The organism is Paenibacillus lautus NBRC 15380, from assembly GCF_004000945.1.
In the GTDB taxonomy this organism is placed as follows: Bacteria; Bacillota; Bacilli; order Paenibacillales; family Paenibacillaceae; genus Paenibacillus_AQ; species Paenibacillus_AQ lautus.
On sequence record NZ_BIMF01000004.1, the window covers coordinates 26,457 to 47,715 of the forward strand.

General features: G+C 50.4%; 22 protein-coding genes. 7 read left to right on the forward strand and 15 right to left on the reverse strand.

Annotation, left to right across the window (positions count from 1 at the left end; all coding sequences use genetic code 11):
- Positions 1–62: 62 nt before the first annotated feature.
- The 6 genes from PLA01S_RS09270 to PLA01S_RS09295 form a co-directional block, all read right to left on the reverse strand.
- Positions 63–383, reverse strand: a complete 321-nt coding sequence (locus PLA01S_RS09270) for a winged helix-turn-helix transcriptional regulator (RefSeq protein ID WP_071223811.1) — start codon at positions 381–383, stop codon at positions 63–65.
- A 147-nt stretch (positions 384–530) separates the two neighbouring features.
- A complete protein-coding gene (locus PLA01S_RS09275; RefSeq protein ID WP_127591755.1) occupies positions 531–1,199 on the reverse strand; it encodes a uracil-DNA glycosylase in 669 nt (222 codons plus the stop codon).
- A 178-nt stretch (positions 1,200–1,377) separates the two neighbouring features.
- Entirely contained in the window at positions 1,378–2,100 is a 723-nt protein-coding gene (locus PLA01S_RS09280; protein ID WP_100536201.1) for a ThuA domain-containing protein, read from the reverse strand.
- A gap of 45 nt (positions 2,101–2,145) precedes the next feature.
- Complete coding sequence (locus tag PLA01S_RS09285) at positions 2,146–3,114, reverse strand: sugar phosphate isomerase/epimerase family protein (protein WP_127591756.1); 969 nt, start codon at positions 3,112–3,114, stop codon at positions 2,146–2,148.
- 45 nt (positions 3,115–3,159) lie between these two features.
- The gene (locus tag PLA01S_RS09290; protein ID WP_127591757.1) at positions 3,160–4,245 is read right to left on the reverse strand and encodes a Gfo/Idh/MocA family protein; all 1,086 of its coding nucleotides are present in this window, start codon (positions 4,243–4,245) and stop codon (positions 3,160–3,162) included.
- A 172-nt stretch (positions 4,246–4,417) separates the two neighbouring features.
- Positions 4,418–5,518, reverse strand: a complete 1,101-nt coding sequence (locus tag PLA01S_RS09295) for a Gfo/Idh/MocA family protein (protein ID WP_127591758.1) — start codon at positions 5,516–5,518, stop codon at positions 4,418–4,420.
- A 140-nt stretch (positions 5,519–5,658) separates the two neighbouring features.
- Here PLA01S_RS09295 and PLA01S_RS09300 point away from each other — a divergent pair, with 140 nt between their 5' ends.
- Positions 5,659–6,477 (forward strand): AraC family transcriptional regulator, encoded by an 819-nt coding sequence (locus PLA01S_RS09300; RefSeq protein WP_100536197.1) that lies wholly within the window; start codon positions 5,659–5,661, stop codon positions 6,475–6,477.
- 100 nt (positions 6,478–6,577) lie between these two features.
- Here PLA01S_RS09300 and yxiS read toward each other — a convergent pair whose 3' ends face one another.
- Together yxiS and PLA01S_RS09310 are read right to left on the reverse strand one after the other, a co-directional pair.
- Positions 6,578–6,892, reverse strand: a complete 315-nt coding sequence (gene yxiS / locus PLA01S_RS09305) for a protein YxiS (RefSeq protein WP_100536196.1) — start codon at positions 6,890–6,892, stop codon at positions 6,578–6,580.
- 91 nt (positions 6,893–6,983) lie between these two features.
- On the reverse strand, positions 6,984–7,685 hold the full coding sequence (locus PLA01S_RS09310; RefSeq protein ID WP_100536195.1) for a TerC family protein: 702 nt from the start codon (positions 7,683–7,685) through the stop codon (positions 6,984–6,986).
- A 518-nt stretch (positions 7,686–8,203) separates the two neighbouring features.
- On the opposite strand from PLA01S_RS09310, the gene PLA01S_RS09315 reads away from it, so the two are divergent.
- The 3 genes from PLA01S_RS09315 to PLA01S_RS09325 all read left to right on the forward strand — a co-directional run bounded on the left by PLA01S_RS09315 (position 8,204) and on the right by PLA01S_RS09325 (position 10,190).
- Complete coding sequence (locus PLA01S_RS09315; RefSeq protein ID WP_127591759.1) at positions 8,204–8,815, forward strand: TVP38/TMEM64 family protein; 612 nt, start codon at positions 8,204–8,206, stop codon at positions 8,813–8,815.
- Between the two features lie 90 nt (positions 8,816–8,905).
- Complete coding sequence (msrA, locus tag PLA01S_RS09320; protein WP_127591760.1) at positions 8,906–9,871, forward strand: peptide-methionine (S)-S-oxide reductase MsrA; 966 nt, start codon at positions 8,906–8,908, stop codon at positions 9,869–9,871.
- A gap of 136 nt (positions 9,872–10,007) precedes the next feature.
- A complete protein-coding gene (locus PLA01S_RS09325; RefSeq protein WP_009592922.1) occupies positions 10,008–10,190 on the forward strand; it encodes a DUF2188 domain-containing protein in 183 nt (60 codons plus the stop codon).
- Positions 10,191–10,259: 69 nt separating this feature from the next.
- On the opposite strand, the gene PLA01S_RS09330 is transcribed toward PLA01S_RS09325, so the two are convergent.
- A complete protein-coding gene (locus PLA01S_RS09330) occupies positions 10,260–10,952 on the reverse strand; it encodes a YitT family protein (protein WP_127591761.1) in 693 nt (230 codons plus the stop codon).
- A gap of 482 nt (positions 10,953–11,434) precedes the next feature.
- Here PLA01S_RS09330 and hmpA point away from each other — a divergent pair, with 482 nt between their 5' ends.
- Positions 11,435–12,640: an NO-inducible flavohemoprotein gene (gene hmpA, locus PLA01S_RS09335; protein ID WP_127591762.1), complete on the forward strand. Its 1,206-nt coding sequence runs from the start codon at positions 11,435–11,437 to the stop codon at positions 12,638–12,640.
- 193 nt (positions 12,641–12,833) lie between these two features.
- Here hmpA and PLA01S_RS09340 read toward each other — a convergent pair whose 3' ends face one another.
- Entirely contained in the window at positions 12,834–13,328 is a 495-nt protein-coding gene (locus tag PLA01S_RS09340) for a Crp/Fnr family transcriptional regulator (protein ID WP_127591763.1), read from the reverse strand.
- A gap of 182 nt (positions 13,329–13,510) precedes the next feature.
- Here PLA01S_RS09340 and PLA01S_RS09345 point away from each other — a divergent pair, with 182 nt between their 5' ends.
- Together PLA01S_RS09345 and PLA01S_RS09350 are read left to right on the forward strand one after the other, a co-directional pair.
- Positions 13,511–13,897 (forward strand): YhjD family protein, encoded by a 387-nt coding sequence (locus PLA01S_RS09345; RefSeq protein ID WP_127591764.1) that lies wholly within the window; start codon positions 13,511–13,513, stop codon positions 13,895–13,897.
- A 29-nt stretch (positions 13,898–13,926) separates the two neighbouring features.
- Complete coding sequence (locus tag PLA01S_RS09350; RefSeq protein WP_127591765.1) at positions 13,927–16,074, forward strand: YhgE/Pip domain-containing protein; 2,148 nt, start codon at positions 13,927–13,929, stop codon at positions 16,072–16,074.
- Positions 16,075–16,190: 116 nt separating this feature from the next.
- On the opposite strand, the gene PLA01S_RS09355 is transcribed toward PLA01S_RS09350, so the two are convergent.
- The 5 genes from PLA01S_RS09355 to PLA01S_RS09375 form a co-directional block, all read right to left on the reverse strand.
- Positions 16,191–17,279 carry a glycoside hydrolase family 18 protein gene (locus PLA01S_RS09355; RefSeq protein WP_127591766.1) on the reverse strand — a complete coding sequence of 363 codons (1,089 nt, stop codon included), beginning with the start codon at positions 17,277–17,279 and terminating at the stop codon, positions 16,191–16,193.
- 29 nt (positions 17,280–17,308) lie between these two features.
- Positions 17,309–17,530: a hypothetical protein gene (locus PLA01S_RS09360; protein ID WP_246059405.1), complete on the reverse strand. Its 222-nt coding sequence runs from the start codon at positions 17,528–17,530 to the stop codon at positions 17,309–17,311.
- 414 nt (positions 17,531–17,944) lie between these two features.
- A complete protein-coding gene (locus tag PLA01S_RS09365) occupies positions 17,945–18,853 on the reverse strand; it encodes a hypothetical protein (protein WP_246059406.1) in 909 nt (302 codons plus the stop codon).
- A gap of 17 nt (positions 18,854–18,870) precedes the next feature.
- Positions 18,871–20,232, reverse strand: a complete 1,362-nt coding sequence (locus PLA01S_RS09370; RefSeq protein WP_127591768.1) for a nucleotide sugar dehydrogenase — start codon at positions 20,230–20,232, stop codon at positions 18,871–18,873.
- A gap of 177 nt (positions 20,233–20,409) precedes the next feature.
- On the reverse strand, positions 20,410–21,216 hold the full coding sequence (locus PLA01S_RS09375; RefSeq protein ID WP_127591769.1) for a response regulator transcription factor: 807 nt from the start codon (positions 21,214–21,216) through the stop codon (positions 20,410–20,412).
- Positions 21,217–21,259: the final 43 nt, after the last annotated feature.

Here is a 21,259-nt window from a genome sequence, read left to right on the forward strand (position 1 = left end):
AAACCCTGAAATGAGGATGTCTCATGCCAGGGTTTAATCATCAAGGGGAGTCTTAAGATGACTCATCTTTCGACCCATTGTTCTGCCCAGGATGCAATTTGCTCCATCACCGGACGCAGTGCTTTGCCTTTTTCAGTCAGTTCATATTCAATACGTACCGGTGTTTCCGGATAGACATGACGAATCAAAATGCCTTCACATTCCAAATCCTTCATCCGCTCGGAGAGCATTTTATCGCTCATGGACGGAATCAAATTCGAAATATCCTTAAAGCGCTTAGGCCCGCTCATCAACGTTTGAATAATCAAACCGTTCCACCGTTTGCCCAGAAAAGAAAATGCAGATTCAAAACGGGGACACATCGTAACATTTGTAACTTCCATATCCCTTCACCTCTTTACGAAGTCACCTTGTTTATAGAAACTCATAAGCTTAATCAAAAATCTAGAAAACTTACGAATTGTAAGTATGTTTCATTTTAGCACATTTCCGAGAAACTGAAAACCACCTAGCCCCTTTTTCCCATAAAATCAGCGTTTGTCCCATAATATACGAGCCAAAATATCCAAATCTTCCTCGATCAAAGTGGATAATTTCCTATTATACAGTACGGCCGCTGGATGGAACAGAGGGAATATCTTATAGGTTTCCACTGAAAACATATAGCCCCCACCGGGATTCTCCGGATCTGCTGCTTGCTGGACCGGGCCTTCCATCAGTTTGCCGTGCAGCGATGTCACCGTTTCATGGCTTCCGATTAACCGGTGCAGCGCCGTATTTCCCATGGGTGCGATAATGTGTGGGCGAACCCATCGGATCTCTTCATCAAGCAAAGGTGCATGGGCCAATATTTCCGCCTTCGTCGGTGTCCGATTGGAGCGGCTGATGACACGCTCGCCCGTGGACCTCACGATTATCTTTTCCTTATAGGGCCTGCTTCTCATGGCACTGGTAATATAGACTTGCTCCCGGGTCAGGTTCAGCCGTTCCAGGTAGGCATTCATCTCTTGTCCGGCCTGCCCTACAAAAGGTAAGCCTTCCAGAACTTCATGGGCGCCGGGTGCTTCCCCGATAAACATAATCTTGGCGAAGCGGACTCCTCTCCCCAGCAGGAAGCCCTCAACGGGTTGATGGACAAGCTTGGCCTGGCATATGGCGATGGTTGCGGGATCTACAGGTGCGCTTTGTACTTCACTCATGTGTACAGCCCCCCTTCTTGTATATCATAACAATACCCCATACTTAGGTATATTCTATCCCTAGCTGGCAAAAACATTTCGGTGAACTTTCACCGCCAACGATAAAACGAGCCGCTCAAGGATTGCCCCCTGAACGACTCGTTAACTCATTGCTTCTTAAAAAAACGCTGCTTGTAGCTTAGACTAAAACGGGAAGCGCGCGAACCGGCTGACTGTTGCCAAAGGTTTGCTTGCCTGCTGTAGAATAAGCCCAGTTAATCGCATTGGTGATCACTTTCAGCACTTCGGGGTTGTAGTAGGTTGGATAGGTCTCATGCCCCGGTCGGAAATAGAAAATGTTTCCATGACCACGCTTGAACGTGCAACCGCTGCGGAATACTTCGCCGCCTTCAAAATTGCTGACAAATACCAGCTCATCTGGGGCTGGAATATCAAAGAACTCCCCGTACATTTCCTCGTGCTCAATGATGATCGGCCCCGTAATTCCCGCCGCAATCGGATGCGTCGGATTCACGCTCCAAATAATTTCCTGTTCTCCTGCTTCGCGCCACTTCAAATCGCAGCTTGTGCCCATCAATGCTTTGAACGGCTTGGAAAAATGTCCGGAATGAAGAACAATCAGACCCATCCCATCCTGCACGCGCTTTACGACCTTGCTTACGATTTCGTCACTTACCTGGTCATGAGCCATATGCCCCCACCACAACAGCACATCGGTTGAATCCAGTACATCGTCCGTCAATCCATGCTCCGGCTGATCAAGCGTTGCCGTTCTGATAACGAAATCCGGATTTTGCAGACCCTCCGCCAAAGCAGTGTGAATCCCCGCCGGATAAACGCTGCGAACCTCATCATGGATCTTCTCGTGTACGAATTCATTCCAAATGGTTACGTTAAGCATGTTGCTGTTCCCCCTAATTGCTTATTCGGCTATTCCTCTACGCTGTTAGACCCACCACATTTCTCCGAGCGGCTCTTCGATCAGCACTTGCTGAAGGTTTTGCACCGCTTTGGAGAAGCCTTCTTCAATGGACATCAATCCATCTTCATGTTCAATGCTTACGACATAATCATATCCAACCAGACGAAGGGCACTCATCATATCCGCCCATTCCTTCACATCATGTCCGTAGCCTACGCTGCGGAACTGCCAAGCGCGATCCAGCATGTTGGCATAAGACTGCATATCGGTCAGACCGTGTTTGTTCACGTTGATCGGGTCAATGCTTGTATCCTTCGCATGGAAGTGGTGGATTGCCCCTTCGCGACCCAAAATTTGAATCGCTTGAACAGGATCGATCCCTTGCCACCACATATGGCTCGGATCCAGGTTGGCACCGATCACTTCGCCTGCGGCTTCACGCAAACGGAGCAGCGTGCCTGGCGTATGAACGGAGAAGCCGCCGTGCAATTCCAAACCAATCTTCACATTTCGATCTGCGGCAAATTTACCCCATTCGGTCCAATAAGGAATGACCTTGTTATCCCACTGCCAAGTCAGAATCTCTTGGTAGTCGTTAGGCCAAGGCGCAACCGGCCAGTTCGGGTATTTAGCATCCTCATGGTCGCCCGGGCAGCCGGAGAATGTGTTAACAACAGGTACTTCAAGCTTCTCGGCAAGTTCTACCGTTTTTACGTACGTGTCATGGAACTCTTTCGCGATTGCCTTTTGCGGATGAAGCGGGTTGCCGTGGCAGCTCAGTGCGCTAATGATCAACCCACGGGATTCTACCGCATTTTTGAAGTTTTTCAGCGCGGTTTCATTCTCCAGCAGCTCGGCCGGGTTGCAATGCGCGTTTCCCGGATAACCGCCTGTTCCGATCTCAACCGCTTTAAGTCCCTTGGATGCCACGTAGTCCAAAGCATCCTCAAATTTACGTCCGCTCAGCAATACCATAAATACGCCTAATTTCATTGTATACCTCCTGGTTTATCTAAGTATTAGTAGTGATTGTAAGATTTAGTTATCGAAGTAAACCGCTTTTCCGGTCTTCGCCGATTCATAGATCGCTTCCAGAATTTGCGTTACCACAAACGCTTGCTCCGGCTTAACCACAGGGTCCTTATCCTCAATTATAGCCTCCAGCCACATTCTGGCTTCACGGTCCGCATCATTTTCCTTGGAACCGGAATAGAACGCTACGCCGCCGGCATTCAAATCCACTTTGGTTTCATACAATCTGCTCATTTTCTCGCCGTTAATACGCAAACCGTCCTTCATGTCAGCTCCGCCTTCGGTACCCGCCAGCACGGCTTTGGCTTCGCCAGTCTCAACGACGTTAAGGGCCCAGCTGGATTCCAAAATAATCGTTGCGCCGTTCTCCATCGTGATGAACCCGAATGCCGAATCCTCTACCTTGAACTCCTTCGGATCCCACGGACCGAACGCATTCGCCGCATTCTCGCGTTGACCAAGTTTATGGAACGTGGATCCAAGCACGCTCTTCGGCTTGTAGTTGTCCATCAGCCACAATGTCAAATCCAGTGCATGGGTACCGATATCGATCAACGGACCTCCGCCTTGCTTCTCTTCGTCAAGGAATACGCCCCAGGTCGGAACGGCACGGCGGCGAACAGCCAGCGCTTTACCGTAGTAAATCTCGCCCAGATCGCCTTCCTCACAGACGCCTTTCAGATACATGCTATCATCCCGGAAACGGTTGTTGTAACCGATGGTAAGTTTTTTCCCTGTACGCTTTGCGGCGTCCAGCATGGCTTTGGCTTCGGAAACGGTCTTCGCCATTGGTTTCTCGCACATGACATGCTTGCCGGCTTCCAAGGATGCAACCGTAATCTCGGAGTGCGAATCGTTCGGTGTACACACATGAATAACATCGATGCTGCCGTCTAACAGCAGCTCTCTGAAATCCGTGTATACTTTTGCGCCTTCAACCCCGTATTCGGCAGCCGCCTTCTGCGCGCGCTCTTCAACGATATCGCAAAAAGCGACCAATTCGGCCTGCGCCTGCTTCTTCAAGCTCGGCATATGCTTGCCGTTGGCGATTCCCCCGCAACCGATAATTCCGATCTTCAACGCTTTCGACATGTCCATTTCCTCCCCATAGGCATTTGATCACTTTGGATGCTCTCCAAATATTAGTGCAACGCTTTCATGCGGACCATTTCCAAGAATTCGCAATCCTGTCAGATCCGTCAGAAGCTGGTTTGCATGTCGTTCATAACCAGTTTACAAGAATATGAACCGGGCTGCCAGTTCGCTATTCCGGCATGTCTGCCTGCTGCGGCGCCGGAAGTTTGCCATAGCGGTATGTGCTTTGCAGAACGATATGTCTGCCCTCCAGCGAAGACTGCTGGAACGACTGCATAATCTCCAGCACGTGGTAAGCCAGACGGGCACTCACGCGATGGTCCTTCCGCTCATGAATCGATTGAATCATATCGTTGATACCCAAGCCCCGCTCGTTCGTCCCGCATTCAAATGCAGGGTCAAGCAGCTCCCACTCATCGGAGCCGTGCTTCCGGAGCTTCACTTCGCCGTTAAAGAAGTTCGGATCCCCAAGACTTAAGCTCCCTTGCGTGCCATAGATCTCGATCCAAGGCAGGTTCGATCCGCCAAAGATATCAAAACTTGTGATCATGGTTGCAATGGCACCGTTCTCAAAATCCAGCGTCCCTGCTAAATGCGTTGGGGTCTGCACCGTGATCGGTTTTCCTTGGAGCGGGCCGGAGCCGATTACGCGGTCTGGAATCTGGATGCCTGTGGATGCGCTGATCCGGCTTGCAGGACCAAGCAGCTCTACCAGGGCCGATACATAATAAGGACCCATATCCATCATTGGACCTCCGCCCGACGCGTAAAAAAATTCAGGATTAGGGTGCCATGCTTCCGGTCCTGAACCCATCATGAACGCCGTTGCGGCAACAGGTCTGCCAATAAGCCCGGATTCAATCGCGGCTTTGGCCGTCTGTACGCCGGAGCCCAAAAACGTATCGGGTGCGCAGCCGACGCGAAGTCCTTTTTGATCTGCCATATTTAGCACGCGGCGAGCTTCATCAAGGGTAATAGCCAGCGGCTTTTCACTGTAAACATGCTTCCCTGCCTCCAGGGAGGCGATATCCACATTGGCGTGGCTGGCCGGAATGGTCAGATTAATAATAAACTCAATGTCAGTCTGTGCAAGCATCTCTTCAACCGTGTACACGTTCGGGATGTTGAACTCTTCGGCCTTCTTCTTCGCGTTGTCCGGAATAAGGTCAGCACATGCCACGACTTCAACCCAAGGGCTGTTCTTTAAGTTCGTGAAGTATACGCCGCTGATCGTTCCGCAGCCAATTATACCTGCTTTCATTTTTTTCATCGCTGTCACTCCTTGAGCCTTTAAATGTGCTCGGACTAGTACAATGGTATTCTTTTATGCTTTCGTTTAAAATGAAGAATATGATTAAAACATGAACAATCTGGTCATTATTTTCTTATTTTTCAAAGGGGACTTTAGCAATGGATTCAAATCTTTCCAACCAAGTCGTAGCAGCGGATTTCTCATTTCATCGTAAACCTTTCAAGATGTCCCTGGCTGACGGTTTCGACACCTATTTGATGCGATGGCAGACCGACGGCAAGTGCCGCGCGAAAATTGATGACGAGCTGTCACTCGTGGAGGCAGGGGATCTGTTGATCTTCACGCCAGGACAACCCTATGAACTCCGAATAGATGACGAATATAACGCTTTGGGTGAATTAACCATCGAAAGCGGAGATTACCATATTTTTTTCAAGGGTCCCTGGGCTGACGCGTGGTGGAATTCCAAGAAACGCCCAACCAAAATTCGGGTCCCACTGGAAGAGCGTTACCTGAGTCTGTTTCGGCAAATTCTGCTGGAGCAGCGCCGCGTATCGGATCCTTATCCGGAGATTTCGGATTACACGGTACGGATTCTATGTCTCGAAGTGGATCGCCTGTTATCGGAGCAGCCATCGACCACGCCCAAGACGTATCTAGCCTACCGCATGAAAAATTACATTGAAGAGAATGCCTCCTCGATGTTCAAGCTGGAGGATGTCGCCGCCCATGTCGGCATCAGTGTTTCCCGGGCAGTCCATCTGTTCAAAGAAGCTTTTGGCACCACCATCATGCAATACACCATGGACGTTCGCCTGAGCATGGCCAAGGAACGGATTGTGTTCAGCCCTCTCTCGCTGGAGGATGTCGCCGAAACTTCCGGCTTTGCCAACTATACTTATTTTCACCGCGTTTTCCGCTCCCGATTCGGCGTTTCGCCTAAACAATTCCGCATGGCCAGCCGAACGTCAAATTGATCGGACCATCTGCGCAGTAAAAAAGCGGGTCGACCAAGGTTTTTCCTTGATCGACCCGCTTCTCTCTTGAATCACATGTAAGATATTCCATGATTCCACATTACTTCTTATCAGAGCCTAGCGTGGCCGCTGCCTCGGCTACAACGATAGCCAAGTCTTCATTTCCGAATAACGACAGAACACCAAGCAGGGTCTGATCCGGTATTTCACCAGCTTCTTCCTTGGGCACCGTTAATTCCAGCACCCGCGCCAGCCGCTCATTGTCCGGCTGATTCGGATATGCCTTACGGTACAGTTCCACTGGGTCCAGTCCGTGATTCACACACCACTGGGCAAACACGAGGATCATCATATCCTCGTCCTGGCGGTACGACTCCGCAATCCGTTCTTCTACGGATTTTTCCGTAAATTCCATGTGTTACCCCTCCTCATGCGAAAAGGGCTTCGGAGCTCTCTTCGGTCATGAAGACATTATACCGTTTACTTGCGCTCAGACAAAGTCTAACCTAGTCGACCATCTTGACCTGTACCGGGTTGCTCTTCGCTTTTTGGTCATTCTTTTTCTTCATCCAAGTTCCAAGGCTGATGATAATGGCAATAACGAGAATTTCAAAACCGTACTTCAGAACGCCATTGGCGAACCAGCTGTGAATCATCGGCTCTTCCACAATCATCTTCGATGCGGTCCAGGCTAATACCGCAGCACCGATGGTGATGATAATTGGAAAGCGATCCGTCAACTTCAGGATAATGGTACTTCCCCACACCATAATTGGTACCGAAATCGCAAGTCCGATAATAACCAGCATGAAGCTTTCGCCAGCAGCGCCAGCTACAGCAAGCACGTTATCCAGTCCCATCATCGCGTCCGCGATAATAATCGTACGGATTGCCGCCCACATTTGGTTGCCAGCGGAAATTTCATGCTGCTTCTCATCCACCATCAGCTTGTAGGCAATCCACAACAGGGCAAAGCCACCGATCAAGCGCAAGCCAGGGATCATTAAGAGCTGTACAACGAGGAGGGTGGCCACGATACGAATGACAATCGCACCGACGGTACCCCACAGGATGACCTTCTTCTGGTCTTCCTTCTGGACATTACGAGCGGCAAGCCCGATAACAATCGCGTTATCGCCTGCCAACACAAGGTCAATCAGGACAATCGATAGCAGTGCCATCCAAAAATCCATCGACATCAAATCCATGCTTCTCCCATCCTTTCTTCATTTTCTTTAGGTTTCTGCCTACCGATGTCCTCCATCCAAAAAAAACGCTGTTCCCTTAGTTTATAAGGTCTACAGCGTTTTTTGGGCGCAAAAATAGACCTCCACCTCATTAATAAATAAATCAGGCAAAGGTCTCGCTAAACAACATACTCGTTGCCAATAAAGCCGGGGATGGTTAATCCCGTAATGACGACTTTACTTACGATATAGAATTTATAAGTGATCAGCGGAACCCATGAAATTCTATATCGCAAGAAAACCTACCTTGAATCGCGATCACTCATCCATGAAAAGGCCACGATATAGGTTTTCTTATGAAGCTACTCCCCTTTGGGAACTATTCGGTTGGACATATTATAACATATGAAAAATCGCTTGTATATTCAATTTTTCCCACCCGAAATCAAATGCTTAGCTGTCCGAAAGATGGGCAGCATTGCTGTTTTTTTGCTATCATGGTGCTATTCTGGTTGACTTTCGCAAAGTGAGGATTCTTTATGAAGAGATGGATCTTACCCGCAATTTATACAATAGCATTGACGCTGGCTTTTGCATACAGACAAGAAATCATGGACTGGCTTGGAGGAAATCCCCCACTCTACCTGATGATCGTGCTGGCAACCCTGCTTGCCTTATTTCCCATTGCACCCTACAAAGTCATCATCGCTATTCTCGGCTATGCATATGGCACCGTTTGGGCTGCAGCCATTTCGTGGTTTGGAACAACGATAGCCGCCGTCATCCTGTATGCGGCTGTACGCGCCTTATACCAGGAGCCCGGCAGGCGACTGCTCGGCAAATACGCGGCTATCCATAGGTTCACAGCCGTGGTGGAACGGCGCCCCTTTCAGTCGATCCTGCTTGCGCGCTTACTGCCCATCATACCGCAAATGGCCGTCAATATTTATGCAGGCGTCGCCTCCATTCCATTCTGGACGTACACAACCGCTTCAGCCATCGGTAAAATCCCCGCAATTCTCCTGTATGCCTGGCTGGGCAGCGGGTTTGCCGATCATCCGCTCCTCTTTGCAGGTATCGCTGGCGGACTCATGCTGGTTACCGCTCTGTGCCTGGCCGCTATCCGGTGGTATAAAGGGAGACCGGCTTAAACGAGCATCATTTTGGTTTCCTTGACCAAAATGATTATAATATAGAGTAAGACTTACATTTATATTGTTATAACGATGGAGGGATAATAGATGAATAATCGTTCAACCCCAAGTGAATTGGCTACCTTTGCGGGAGGCTGCTTCTGGTGTATGGTCTCTCCTTTTGATGAGCTGCCGGGTATTCTGAAGGTCGTTTCCGGCTATACGGGCGGTCATAAGGAAAATCCCACCTATGAAGAGGTATGCTCTGATACAACGGGTCATTACGAGGCCGTTCAAATCACGTATAACCCGGAAGTATTCCCTTACGAAAAGCTGCTCGAGCTCTTCTGGCAGCAAATCGATCCAACGGATGAGGGCGGACAATTCCATGACCGGGGCACATCTTACCGAACCGCTATTTTTTACCATACGGAGGAGCAGCGCGAGCTTGCTGAACAATCCAAGCAAGCCGTAGCTGCCAGCGGACGATTCGACGGACCGATCGTAACGCCCATCATTCCGGCCAGCACTTTCTATGAAGCTGAAGAATATCATCAGGATTATCACAGGAAAAATCCGAGCCATTACAAACGCTACCGCAAAGGTTCAGGACGCGAGGATTTCATTGAGAAGCACTGGTCGGATCCGGTCGATACGGCCGAGCTTAAACAGCGCCTGACACCGACCCAATATGAAGTGACCCAGAATAACGCAACCGAGCCTCCGTTCCACAATGAGTTCTGGGATCATCACGGGGAAGGCATTTACGTGGACATCGTATCCGGCGAGCCGCTTTTCAGCTCAACGGACAAATATGATGCCGGCTGCGGATGGCCGAGCTTCACCCGTCCGATACGCGAATACAACATCAAGGAAAAAATGGATCTCACCCATATGATGGTCCGCACCGAGGTAAGGAGCAAAAAAGGCGACTCGCACCTCGGCCATGTATTTGACGACGGTCCTGGGCCGAACGGCCTTCGCTACTGCATCAATTCCGCCGCACTGCGGTTTGTACCGAAAGAAGAGATGCAAAAGGAAGGCTACGGCGAGTATTTGCAGCTGTTTGAATAAATCGAAGTTTCCAAGTACATTGTCCTCCGTTGGGGACAATGTACTTTTTTTGTGCCATTGAAACCGTTTATTCAATTTGGCTGCACGGGGTAATATACATTACATACGAATTACAGAAGAACTGGAGGGAGTACACATGCCTTGGAGCAAAAATGATTATCCGCCATCCATGAAAAATCTGGAGCCGCGGGTGAGGAATAAAGCCGTGGAAATTGCCAATGCCCTGCTGGAGGAAGATTACGATGAAGGTCGTGCCATCGCTATCGCCACCGCCAAGGCACAGGAGTGGGATGAGAATCATCCCAAGGACGAGAAGTGAAAATCCAGGCATAAGCATACGAAAGAAGCTCACCCTGCATGCGGGTGAGCTTCTCTTAGTTGGACCGCATTATGATCGGCCGCTAACGGTATGCTGCGCTGTCTTCGGAGTAACCGGAGTGCTTGGGGCACGGACCGCCTTCCGAATCGGTTTCTTTTCCGTTTTCTCGGTACCGTACGTCACTGTGATGGTGATCACTTGCCCGGCAATCGATACGGCTAATATAGTATATAAGGTTTCAACCAATGGCATGTAGAATAGCGATAATAGCAGTACTACGGCATCCATCAGGAAAAACACCGTCCCTACCTTAAGCCCGCTCCATTCGCTGAACAGTACGGAGATCACGTCGTCACCGCCTGTCGCCCCGCCGAAACGGAGCACGATGCCTGCACCAAAGCCCGTCAATAAACCGGACAGCAGCGCGGCTGCCAGCAAGTTATGATTCAGATCGATAACAAGCGTGGAATACCGCTCGATCAATGCGTAGAACACGGTGAACATGCTCGCCGCAACAACGGTATTGATAATAAACTTCCGACCTTTGATGAACAAGGCAATCAGCAGAACCGGTATGTCCATGAGGATCATGCTTAATGCAGGCGGAATATCAAGCGCATATTTGCCAAGCAGCGCAAGGCCGACAAAGCCGCCTTCGGTTAAATGATTGTGAAAATTAATGTGATAATACGTAAACGCCATTAAAAACGTTCCGAACAACATCGCCGACATGGTGATAATTGTGTTTTGTCTTTTCCTCATACAGGATCCCTCTTGTCGTAGTAGATTGGTCAGACATAGGCCAATCTCTACCTAGAGGCAACCTGGAGGAGTTCATCCTTCGAACCATAGTTCCCATCCTTTCGTAAGAGACCGTCCTTGTCTTTAGACGTCCGACTTCGCTCTACGAAGGAAGCTATGTGTATGAGAGATCATAACGTTTCCAAATCGTCCTTTGGGGATTCGTCCTTCGGGGACACATGGTATCCTGATCCTTTCTCGTTTTAGTTAGAGTGCTAACATTATTATAACACAGTTGGCATACAAGCTAAACAGCTGGCTAGAATGAACTGGAATCTATATATGGAATATGTAAAAAAACTCGCTTTCAGAACTCCCCTCCATAAATATCGTTGTTCACATATTCGCTAAATCCGATGTGACCAAAATCACAATTACCCTTTCTTCCCTTGTCTATACTTAAATCGAACACGAATTCGACTTATGAATCAGGGGGAGTCTGCATGTTAAGCCAGCATACGATTGAAGTCGTTAAATCAACCGTTCCTGTTCTTGAAACGCATGGAACGGCAATCACGAGTGCATTTTACCAAAAATTGTTTCATCATCATCCGGAGCTTCTTAACATATTCAACCATGCGAATCAACGAGAAGGAAAACAGCCCTTTGCTCTTGCCAATGCCGTGTACGCCGCCGCAGCCCATATCGATCGTCTTGAAGCGATCGTCCCGGTTGTTAAGCAGATCGGACACAAGCACCGGGCGTTAAACATTTTGCCCGAGCACTATCCGATCGTCGGCGAAACGCTGCTCGCCGCCATGAAGGAAGTGCTGGGTGACGCTGCATCGCCCGAAATTATCGAGGCATGGGGCGAAGCTTACGGCGCCATTGCCGATGTCTTCATTGGCATTGAAGCCGATATGTACCATAAAGCCGCGAACGAAGCCGGCGGCTGGAGCGGATACCGCAATTTCGTAATTGACCGGAAGGTGGAAGAAAGCTCCGTCATCACTTCCTTTTATTTGGTCCCGCAGGACGGCGGCGAGATTGCCGATTATCAACCCGGTCAATACATTACGCTCCGGATAAAACCTGAAGGTGAAACCTATTATCATAATCGTCATTACAGTCTCTCGTCCGCACCGGGCCAGCCTTACTACAGAATTACGGTCAAGCGTGAGGATGAACTGGAAGGAAAGCCTGCCGGCATCGTCTCCACTTGGCTGCACCGTCATGCCGAGGTCGGGACCGTTCTCGAGGTCACTCCTCCGGCCGGTTCCTTTACGCTGGATACGGACACCGATCTTCCGCTTGTCTTGATCAGCGGCGGCGTGGGTTTGACCCCGATGGTGGCCATGCTCGAAACCGTGCTGCTGAGTCAGCCCGACCGGAAAGTGACGTTTATTCATGCGGCCAAGTGCGGCAGCCAGCATGCGATGAAGGCTCATATCGATGCGCTCGCCTCCAAGCATCCGCAGCTAACCTCTTATGTCATTTATGAACAACCGGAATCGGAGGATCAGTGCCACCAAGCTGGCTATATTGATCTTGATTTCCTTCGTAAAACCGTCGATGCGAAAGCCGACTTCTACTTCTGCGGCCCTGTTCCGTTCATGCGTGCCATTAACAGTCAATTGAAATCGATGGAGGTACCTTCAGACCGGATTCATTATGAATTCTTCGGCCCGGCGGGTACATTGGAAGATTAATGAACCGTATTACAAAATCAATGGGTGCCTGTCTTGCATAAAGACAGGCACCCTTTTTGGATTGATTATGCTTGCTGGTGACTATTATTCAGCGAAAAAGTGAACCTTCTGCTAATTCTGTCGTGAGCATGTTATTAACATATGTATCCCGGCGTTCATATCGTCCGCAAATTCAGGGCTAGACGTGCTTGCCCTATTCCCGCAGCAGCCGGTTTACCGTTTCTCTCCTCACGCCGATCAACTGTCCGATCTCTTCCTGAGTCAGATACTCGGTCAAGTGTATTCCCTGTGAATACTCATCCAGCCACCGGATCAGCAGTTCAAGCCGCTCCGCAGGTCCTCCCACCGTCAAGTGATCCAGCCTCATCTGCATGAATCGCACTTTTTCCTGCAGCAATCTGGCAACCTCGAGCGGTTTCTGCGGATCCTCCGCGAGTTGGCGGTACCACGCTTCAGCCGATATGACCTCCACTTCGCTCTGGATCAGAGCGATCGCCGTTCCATGTGTCTCCTTCGGGCTGATCAGCGAATGGTGGGGCACCGTTTCACCGGGATATAAAATATTGAAAAGCACTATGTTGCCGTTCGGATGGAGACGGGTCACCTTGAACAATCCGCTCCGGATGTGATATAGATGGTCCCCGCTATCCCCTTGCCTGAATAATATTTCGCCTTTATGTAGAATCATGAATGAATCGCCTCCTGATGAATGCAGTTATCAGGAGTGTAAACGATATGCCGCCACGAATCCACTGGGGTCCATAATCAATTGCCAGAATTTAATGGTTGCACGCCGCATATTGTTGGCATACCATGTGTATGATAGAACATACGTTCCTATATTTATTTATGTCTGAGGATGTGTCTCTTATGATGAAGCCTTCCACTCCTCCTCCGCCTTCACCAGAAGACGAAGCCCTGATCCGAGATTACCTGCTGCATCACATCATCCAGTCTGCACTCGAGCGGGATATTCGAATTCTCAAGACCCTTAAACTCAAAACGGCTGACCTCTATATCTTAAATCTGCAGCTTATTAAAAAAGGAAATTCGGATCATGCCTGGTTCATACAACAACAGATGAGAAAGCGCGGCATCCGGATTCATAGCCAGAACCGCACAGCCAAGGAAGGGCTGCAGGTTCAGTATTTGTGCCGCGGATATGAAGGCAGCCTGCTCTGCGAATGGCACTCCCTCAAGGAAGAGATAAAGGATCGGCTCGTTTCGTATCTTGGCACGAATTTAGCGGCATACTAGCACCGACTACGTACAAGACAGGAGCGCTCATGAAGAATATCTTCCACATATATTCTGCCGATATCCATAGAATCATCCGTAATTGGGCTGCAGGCGTCATCATAGCCGGGCTTGCCGTTCTTCCTTCTCTGTATGCCTGGTTTAACATTGAGGCTTCTTGGGATCCCTACGGCCAGACCTCCGGTGTATCCATTGCCGTTGCCAACCTGGATAAAGGGACCACTCTTCGCGACCAGCCCATTAATCTGGGAAAAGAAATCGTGGAGTCCCTCCATCACAATGAGAAGCTGGGATGGCGGTTTACGGATGATAGCGAGAACGCCATTCAAGGTGTACGGCGCGGCGATGATTATGCCGCCATCATTATTCCGGAGAACTTCTCTGCCCGGATCGGCACCGTGCTGACCAATGAGCCTGTCAAAGCTCAGATCCTCTATTATACCAACGAGAAAATCAACGCCATTTCTCCCAAGGTGACGGCCCAGGGCGCATCCGGTGTCGTGGAGGAAATCAGCAAAAATTTCATCAAAACCGCCAACGGCACCATCTTCGAAATTTTCAACACGCTCGGGATTGAGATCGAGAATCAGCTCCCGACAATCAATAAAGTACGAAGTCTTCTGTTCCGGCTCGAAAAAAGCTTTCCGGAGCTCAATGAAGCGGTGGGCACAGCCGCTAAGGATATTCAGCTGGCCAACCGATTGGTCCAGCAGGCCGACACCGCCCTGCCTCGCCTTGAAGGGATTGCTACGGACGGCAAGACCATGGCCGGTGCGCTGGCAGAGTTCGCGAATCAGGCCGCGGGTGCCTCGAAATCGCTGGAGCCTGCTCTGCGTCAGGACTTGGAGGTACTGGCTGCAACCACCGGAGCGCTCTCGCAAGTGCTGGACGCTCTAGGGCAAGCCGACATGGACCCGAAGGAGCTTGCCAGCCGCCTGAACGCTGCCCAGGAACGTGCAGAGACAGCAGCGCAAGCCGCGGCCCGGCTGGGTCAATTGTTCAAGCGGCTGGGCTCGATCTCCCCGGCGGCAGCTTCCGGGGCGGCCAAGCTCGAGGACATTGCAGCACGCTGGACCTCAGCTCAAGCCGTGCTCCAAACCATAGCCCAAGCCGTGGAACGGGGAGAAGAAGCACCTGCGGATTCAATCGATAAGCTGAAGAAGCTGAACGATGACATTACGGGACTAACCAATACGCTGTTAAGCCGCTACGATACGGAGATCGGTCCAGCGATCAGCAAAGCCTTTACCAAGGGCGCAGGCACGGCCAAGCGTGTTCAGCAGGAGCTGACCCAGGCGCTTGCCGCAGTTCCCGACATTCAGCGTTTGCTCAAAGATGCCCGGAAAGGGCTCAAAGTAGGGGGCGAAGAAGTGCAGCTTGCCCAAAGCCGTCTGCCGGAAGCCGAGCTACGAATTACGCAGCTGGCTAATCGGCTGCGTGAGATGGAAGCTGAAGGGGATATCCAAGAGGTTATCGATTTGCTTCAAAACAATTTTGAGCTCGAAAGCCAGTTTTTTGCCGAGCCTGTTACGCTGGAAGAGAATCGCCTGTATCCAATCCCAAACTATGGCTCCGCCATGTCTCCTTTCTTCACGACCTTATCCTTGTGGGTAGGCGCCCTGCTGCTCGTTTCCCTGCTCTCCGTCGAGGTTCATGATGAAGAGAGAAGCTTCCGCAGCATCGAGGTTTACTTCGGACGCTATTTAACATTTCTGACCATTGCGCTGTTCCAAGCGCTATTCGTCACCCTGGGTGATATCTATTTGCTGCGGACCTATGTAGTGAATCCGGGCTGGTTCATCCTGTTTGCACTGCTGATCAGCTCCATCTTCATGCTGATTGTATATACGCTGGTGTCCGTGTTCGGCAATGTCGGAAAAGCGATGGCCATCGTACTTCTCGTGCTGCAGCTTGCAGGCGCGGGCGGAACGTTCCCGATCCAGATGACGCCGCCGTTCTTCCAGGCATTGCATCCGTATCTGCCATTCACCTACGCCATTAGCATGATGCGGGAAGCCGTTGGCGGCATTCTATGGGATATTGTCATCCGGGATGTCCTGTTCATGCTGATCTTCGCGGCAATTGCGCTGATGATCGGGATTGCGCTCAAGAAGCCGATCAACCGGGCCAGCGGCGGACTTGTCCGCAAAGCGAAAGCCTCGAAGCTCATCCATTAATCCACCCCTTTTCGCATAGAAAGACGGCTTGGCTGCAACATGAGTCATACCTTACGCAAAAGGACACCCCAACCGGCTTCTTAGAGCCGTGGGATGTCCTTTTTTTCGTAAAAGATTCACTCATGTTGGGATTGCTGATGATATTCCTTCAACTGTTTCAACGTATCCTCTTCCATATCCCCAAGCCGCCAGATCGCAATCTTCGAAATACCCGAGTCTCTCGCCGCATCCACCCAGCCGGCAATGGTCATTCCATCCGCATACCACACGGTATGGCCGATGCCTTGGTCGTCCGTATATTCAAAATACAGGGCACCGCTTGACGGATCCCGTCTCGGATCGTCCGAGATGGCATGCGCCAGCTCCACCGCACGCTTTTCCGTTAAAGAGACCACCTTGCCGTTCTTGGCCCAGTCAAACCCGCCAACCGACAGCGCAATGGCATGGTCTCCCGGGATCCCGTGCAGTTTGTCCGCCAACTTCCTTATCATGGCGTGATCCGCCTTTGGACCCGGTCCGCTATGCCCTCCGTACAAGTTATATGCCATCAGGACATAATCCGGACCTTCCGGCAGCAGGTCAAAGGATGATTGGCTGATCCCCGGCTCCAGCACGATTCGAAGAGAGAAACCCTCCGCTTGCAAACGTTCATACAGCTCCTCGTACAGAGCCGAAAGATTCGCCCAATCTTCCTTGCGTACCTTCTCGTAATCCAGTTCCACACCGCTAAAGCCATGCTGGGATACCACAGCCAGAATGTGCCCGATATGCAGACTGGGGCTTTCCGGAGTTGCCACGATCCGTGAGATGAGGGCAGGATCCTTCTGGTCTGCCGTCCCATCGGTATCGAAACGATCGTTTACGATGGTCAGGACACGGCGAAGCTGCTCCCCCTTCCGGGAATTCTCCAGAAACTCAGGCAGTCCCTCCCGAAAATCCGAGGTAAAATGGAGTTCGTCTTTAGGATTGAAGTAAGCTGCAAAAAAATGGATTTCTTCAAGCTCACTACCGAGCTGCTTCAGATCCGTTATGCCCGTTTTCCACTGCCAGTCCGTAATCCAGGCAGACAGCTTCACTTCCGTTTGCGTTAACTGAGCCTGCAGTGCTTTCTCCTGCTCTCCGGTATGCAGCCACCAGAAAGAGACAGCAGCACACAAAGCCATCAATACCACAGCTCCTGTCCATTTCCTTCTGCGATTCTTCATTGTTGTTCACGTCCTACGCCATCCGAATATTAAAAAGTTTCCACAGCCCAGTCAACCGCCCGGCTCATGCTTCTCTGCACGCCTGTCAGGACACCGTTCAGTCCGGACGGCTTGTTCGTAAACAGCAGCTTCCGATCACCGCCCGCAGGCTCGAATGCAATCGTGACATCTTCAAAAATAGCGTCGTAAATATCATCTTTCTCATTCTGCTCGTGATATTGCGATTCAAACGCCACGCCCTCTCTATTCATCTGGATACTCCTTTTAAATTTCAAACAGGGTTTTTATTAAAGCCCTTCCTGAATAAACCAATAAAATATAACACCAACCTATTATAATTGCTATAGCATTTTGGAAGAATTCATAGATTTTCAACTTTTTCAAAACTTTCAATTACAAATAAGGGACCCCGGTCGTCCAGCTTATGTAATCCGTTGCCCCATTGCTCTTACTCCCTGCCGCTCGATGTTCACATTATAGAATTCAGTTCTATACAATTTCTAAACAATTCCGATTCAACCGGGGCCTCCCCCCCTGTCAGACAAAAAAAACACCTCCGAAAGTCTCTTAAGACCTTCGAAGGTACGTTGAATTGTGAATGATTCATGTTGTTGTTCATGTTGTTACCATATTAACCGGAAATCATAATTAAACCTTATGGTAAATCAAGGCTCTTCCCCAGCCATCGCGGTTCGTTTGTGAACCCAGGCCTGGTAGTGATGGACGGCCATTCCCGCAAAGGAAGAATGATCGCTGCCAAGTTTGGCGGCACGCAGGGCTTCGTCCTCCATCTCCTGTTCGCTCTTGGCAAAGAAGGTCAGATGCTCGCCTTCCTCCGTATCCCCGAGCTCCATGCCGATCCAGACGGACTTGCCGAGTTCATCCGCCTGTTCCAGCTCTTCCTTGGACAATTCATACATCTGCTCCCCGCTGTCCCGGTATGCCATAACGGCAATCGCGTCCGTGTTCTGGATCATCCAGCGGCTGAACGAGTCGGCATCCGCGCTTCGCGGTCCAGGGACCTTGTCAAGCCAGAATGGTACCGCGGCACTGAACAATAGCCCCTGACGCTTAGCCTCCTGCACCCAAACCTCCATGTTCGCGCTCCATTCTTCCACCACCTGTGCCTGTTCGCGGCCCCATCTTCGAAGCACATAGGGCTCGACATCAAACTGCACGCCCTCGAATTTCTCCTCCGGCGCAGCCGTACGATTGTACGTTTCCAGCCAGGTCAGCAGCTCCATCCCTTTTCGCCGGCCTTCCTCAAAAGCCCAATCCGGCTGACCGTTCAAGGCGTGAACGCTGATGCCCTGCTGATGTGCAGCAGCTACAAAATGGCGGTACTCCTCGTCCGTAACCTCTTGTTGAATCTGCAAAAAGATCGTTGTAATGCCTTCCCTGCCGCTAAAGGCCACAATCTCCTCCGTTTCACTCCGGATCAGACTTGCATCCCACAGCCATGTAGCCTTGTTCTGATTCACCTTGCCTGACGGGAGAAGAAGAAGGATCAGCAGCAAAAGACAGATGCCGGCAACCAGGATGATCCACTTCGCTTTTGCATGTATAGGCCTCATTCTTCTCGTCCATTTCATCAGATCAAGACAGCCTCACCAGGCTCAGCTACATGCTGAACGGAATGGCCGATCTTGTAGATATGAGGCTCGGCGAACGCTTTAAACGCATTTCGTGTATCTAAGATCGGCACGCCGGTGGAAGCGATCGAATGATAATCCAGATTGCTGTGGTTTGTAATGAGGACGATGCAATCGTAACGGCTGAATTTCGCAAGATCATACTCCACGCTGTGAATCGTCTTGCCTTGCTTATCCACAAAACTGTGGGCATACGGATCGTAATAATCCACATAGGCGCCATTTTCCTTGAACTGTTCGTATACTTCAAGTCCCGGAGATTCACGCAGATCGCTGATGTCCGGTTTGTAAGCCATGCCTAACAGCAGGATACTGGAGCGCTTGATCGATTTGGCATATTCATTCAGAATCGTAGCCGTCTTGTTGATCACGTAGTAAGGCATATTATCGTTGGTGGACTGTGCCAGCTCAATGAATTTGCTGTAAAAGCGGAAGCCCTTGGCCTTCCAGGACAGGTACATGGGATCCAGCGGAATGCAATGGCCGCCGATGCCCGGTCCCGGATAGAATGGCATGAATCCGAACGGCTTGGTTGCCGCTGCATTGATCACTTCCCATACATCAATGCCCATGCGGTCGCACATCATGGCCATCTCGTTGACAAAGGCAATATTCACGCTGCGGAACGTATTCTCCAGCAGCTTGGACATTTCCGCCACTTTCGGGTTGCTAACGGGTACAACCGTCTCAACGTACTGCTTGTACAACGCTTCACCCAGCTTTAAGCAGGCGTCCGTCGTTCCTCCGATGACCTTCGGCGTATTTCGTGTATTGAACCGGCTGTTGGATGGATCGACCCGTTCCGGCGAGAAGCACAGATAGAAGTTTTGGCCAACCTTATAACCGAGCTTCTCAATCGGCTGTTGAATCAGTTCCTCCGTGGTTCCCGGATAAGTCGTGCTCTCCAGCGTAATTAACAGATTAGGCTTCATAAAGCGTTTGAGCTGATCGACTACCATTGTAATGTAGGAAGTATCCGGGTCCTGGTTCTCGCTGAGCGGCGTCGGCACGCAGATGCTGACCGCGTCAATCACAGCAATCATGCTGTAATCCGTTGTCGGCTTAAAGCGTCCAGTCTCCATGCATGCCGCAAGCTCTTCGGACGAGATGTCCGTAATATAGGACTCGCCGCGGTAAATGCGGTCAATTTTATCAGAATCCAGATCGATACCGATGACCGTGAATCCCTGTCTTACCATTTCCACAGCCAGCGGCAATCCTACATAGCCCAGTCCCACAACACCCAGAACGGCTTTCTTATTCTCAATGGCACTCAATAACGTTTCATATTCCTCATTCACAAGTATTCAACCTCCATCGGATGTATAGTCTATTTGTCTATTTCTTTTGCCTATTTCGCCAAAAGACAGACCTCGTTTTGTTGAAATCTCTCCTTGCGATTAAAGAACCTCTCAGCTCAACTAATCACGTATCATTCATCAATTCTCTTCAAACTAAAAGCGTTAGTAACGATGTGTTTAATGAAGGCAGCGGCGGATGCGGGCATCCAGTTCCACCGGCGAGAACGGTTTGGTTACGTAATCATCCACCCCGTTTTGGAAACATTGGCTGATCGTCTGCTCCACTCGTTTCTCGGTTAATACCACAATTTTGGGCGGTTCCTTCATATCCAGCTGCTGGATATGATGAATGAAAGGCAGGCCGTCGATGCCATGCAGGTTGAGCTCGGTCAGCACAAGATCCGGCTCCCATTTCGGGATGAGATCCAGCGCCTCCAAACCGTCTACTGCTTCAAGCGTTTCATAACCTTGCATGGTCAAGCGGATCTGTAAAAACTCCCTCACCGTGGCATCTTGATCCACGATGAGAATGCGGCTTTGACCGCTGTCTGCTTCCTCCTGCGTAAATATATGAATATCCGAAGAGGTGCTGAGCTTGGTCGCTTCTGCCATCTGCTTCAACGTCAGCGCTGACGGCACTTCAGTAAGCGCTGCAAGCGTAATACGCGGATCTGCTTGCTCCAAACGGCCTTGCAGATGCTGCTTCAGGAGCAATGCCTGATAATGGGCGGCATCCAGCGAATATCCAGGCAAGGTAACGGCCAATACACCGGTATTGGTGTCTAGCAGTACCTCACCGTTCACGCCGGACAACTGGTCCACAAAGCTTTGAACCTCCGCCTGCCCAGCCTCCGTCTCGGACGAATTGCCTGCACAGTACAGAAACAGCAATGCTGTTCCATGGCTATGGTTTCTCACTTCCTCCTCCAAGCGGCCGTAAAAATCAACGGCCTGCACGCGTTGCAATGTTGCGGATTGAGACATAACTGTAGGTCCCACCTCTCTTTATATTTTGATGCTGTTACAT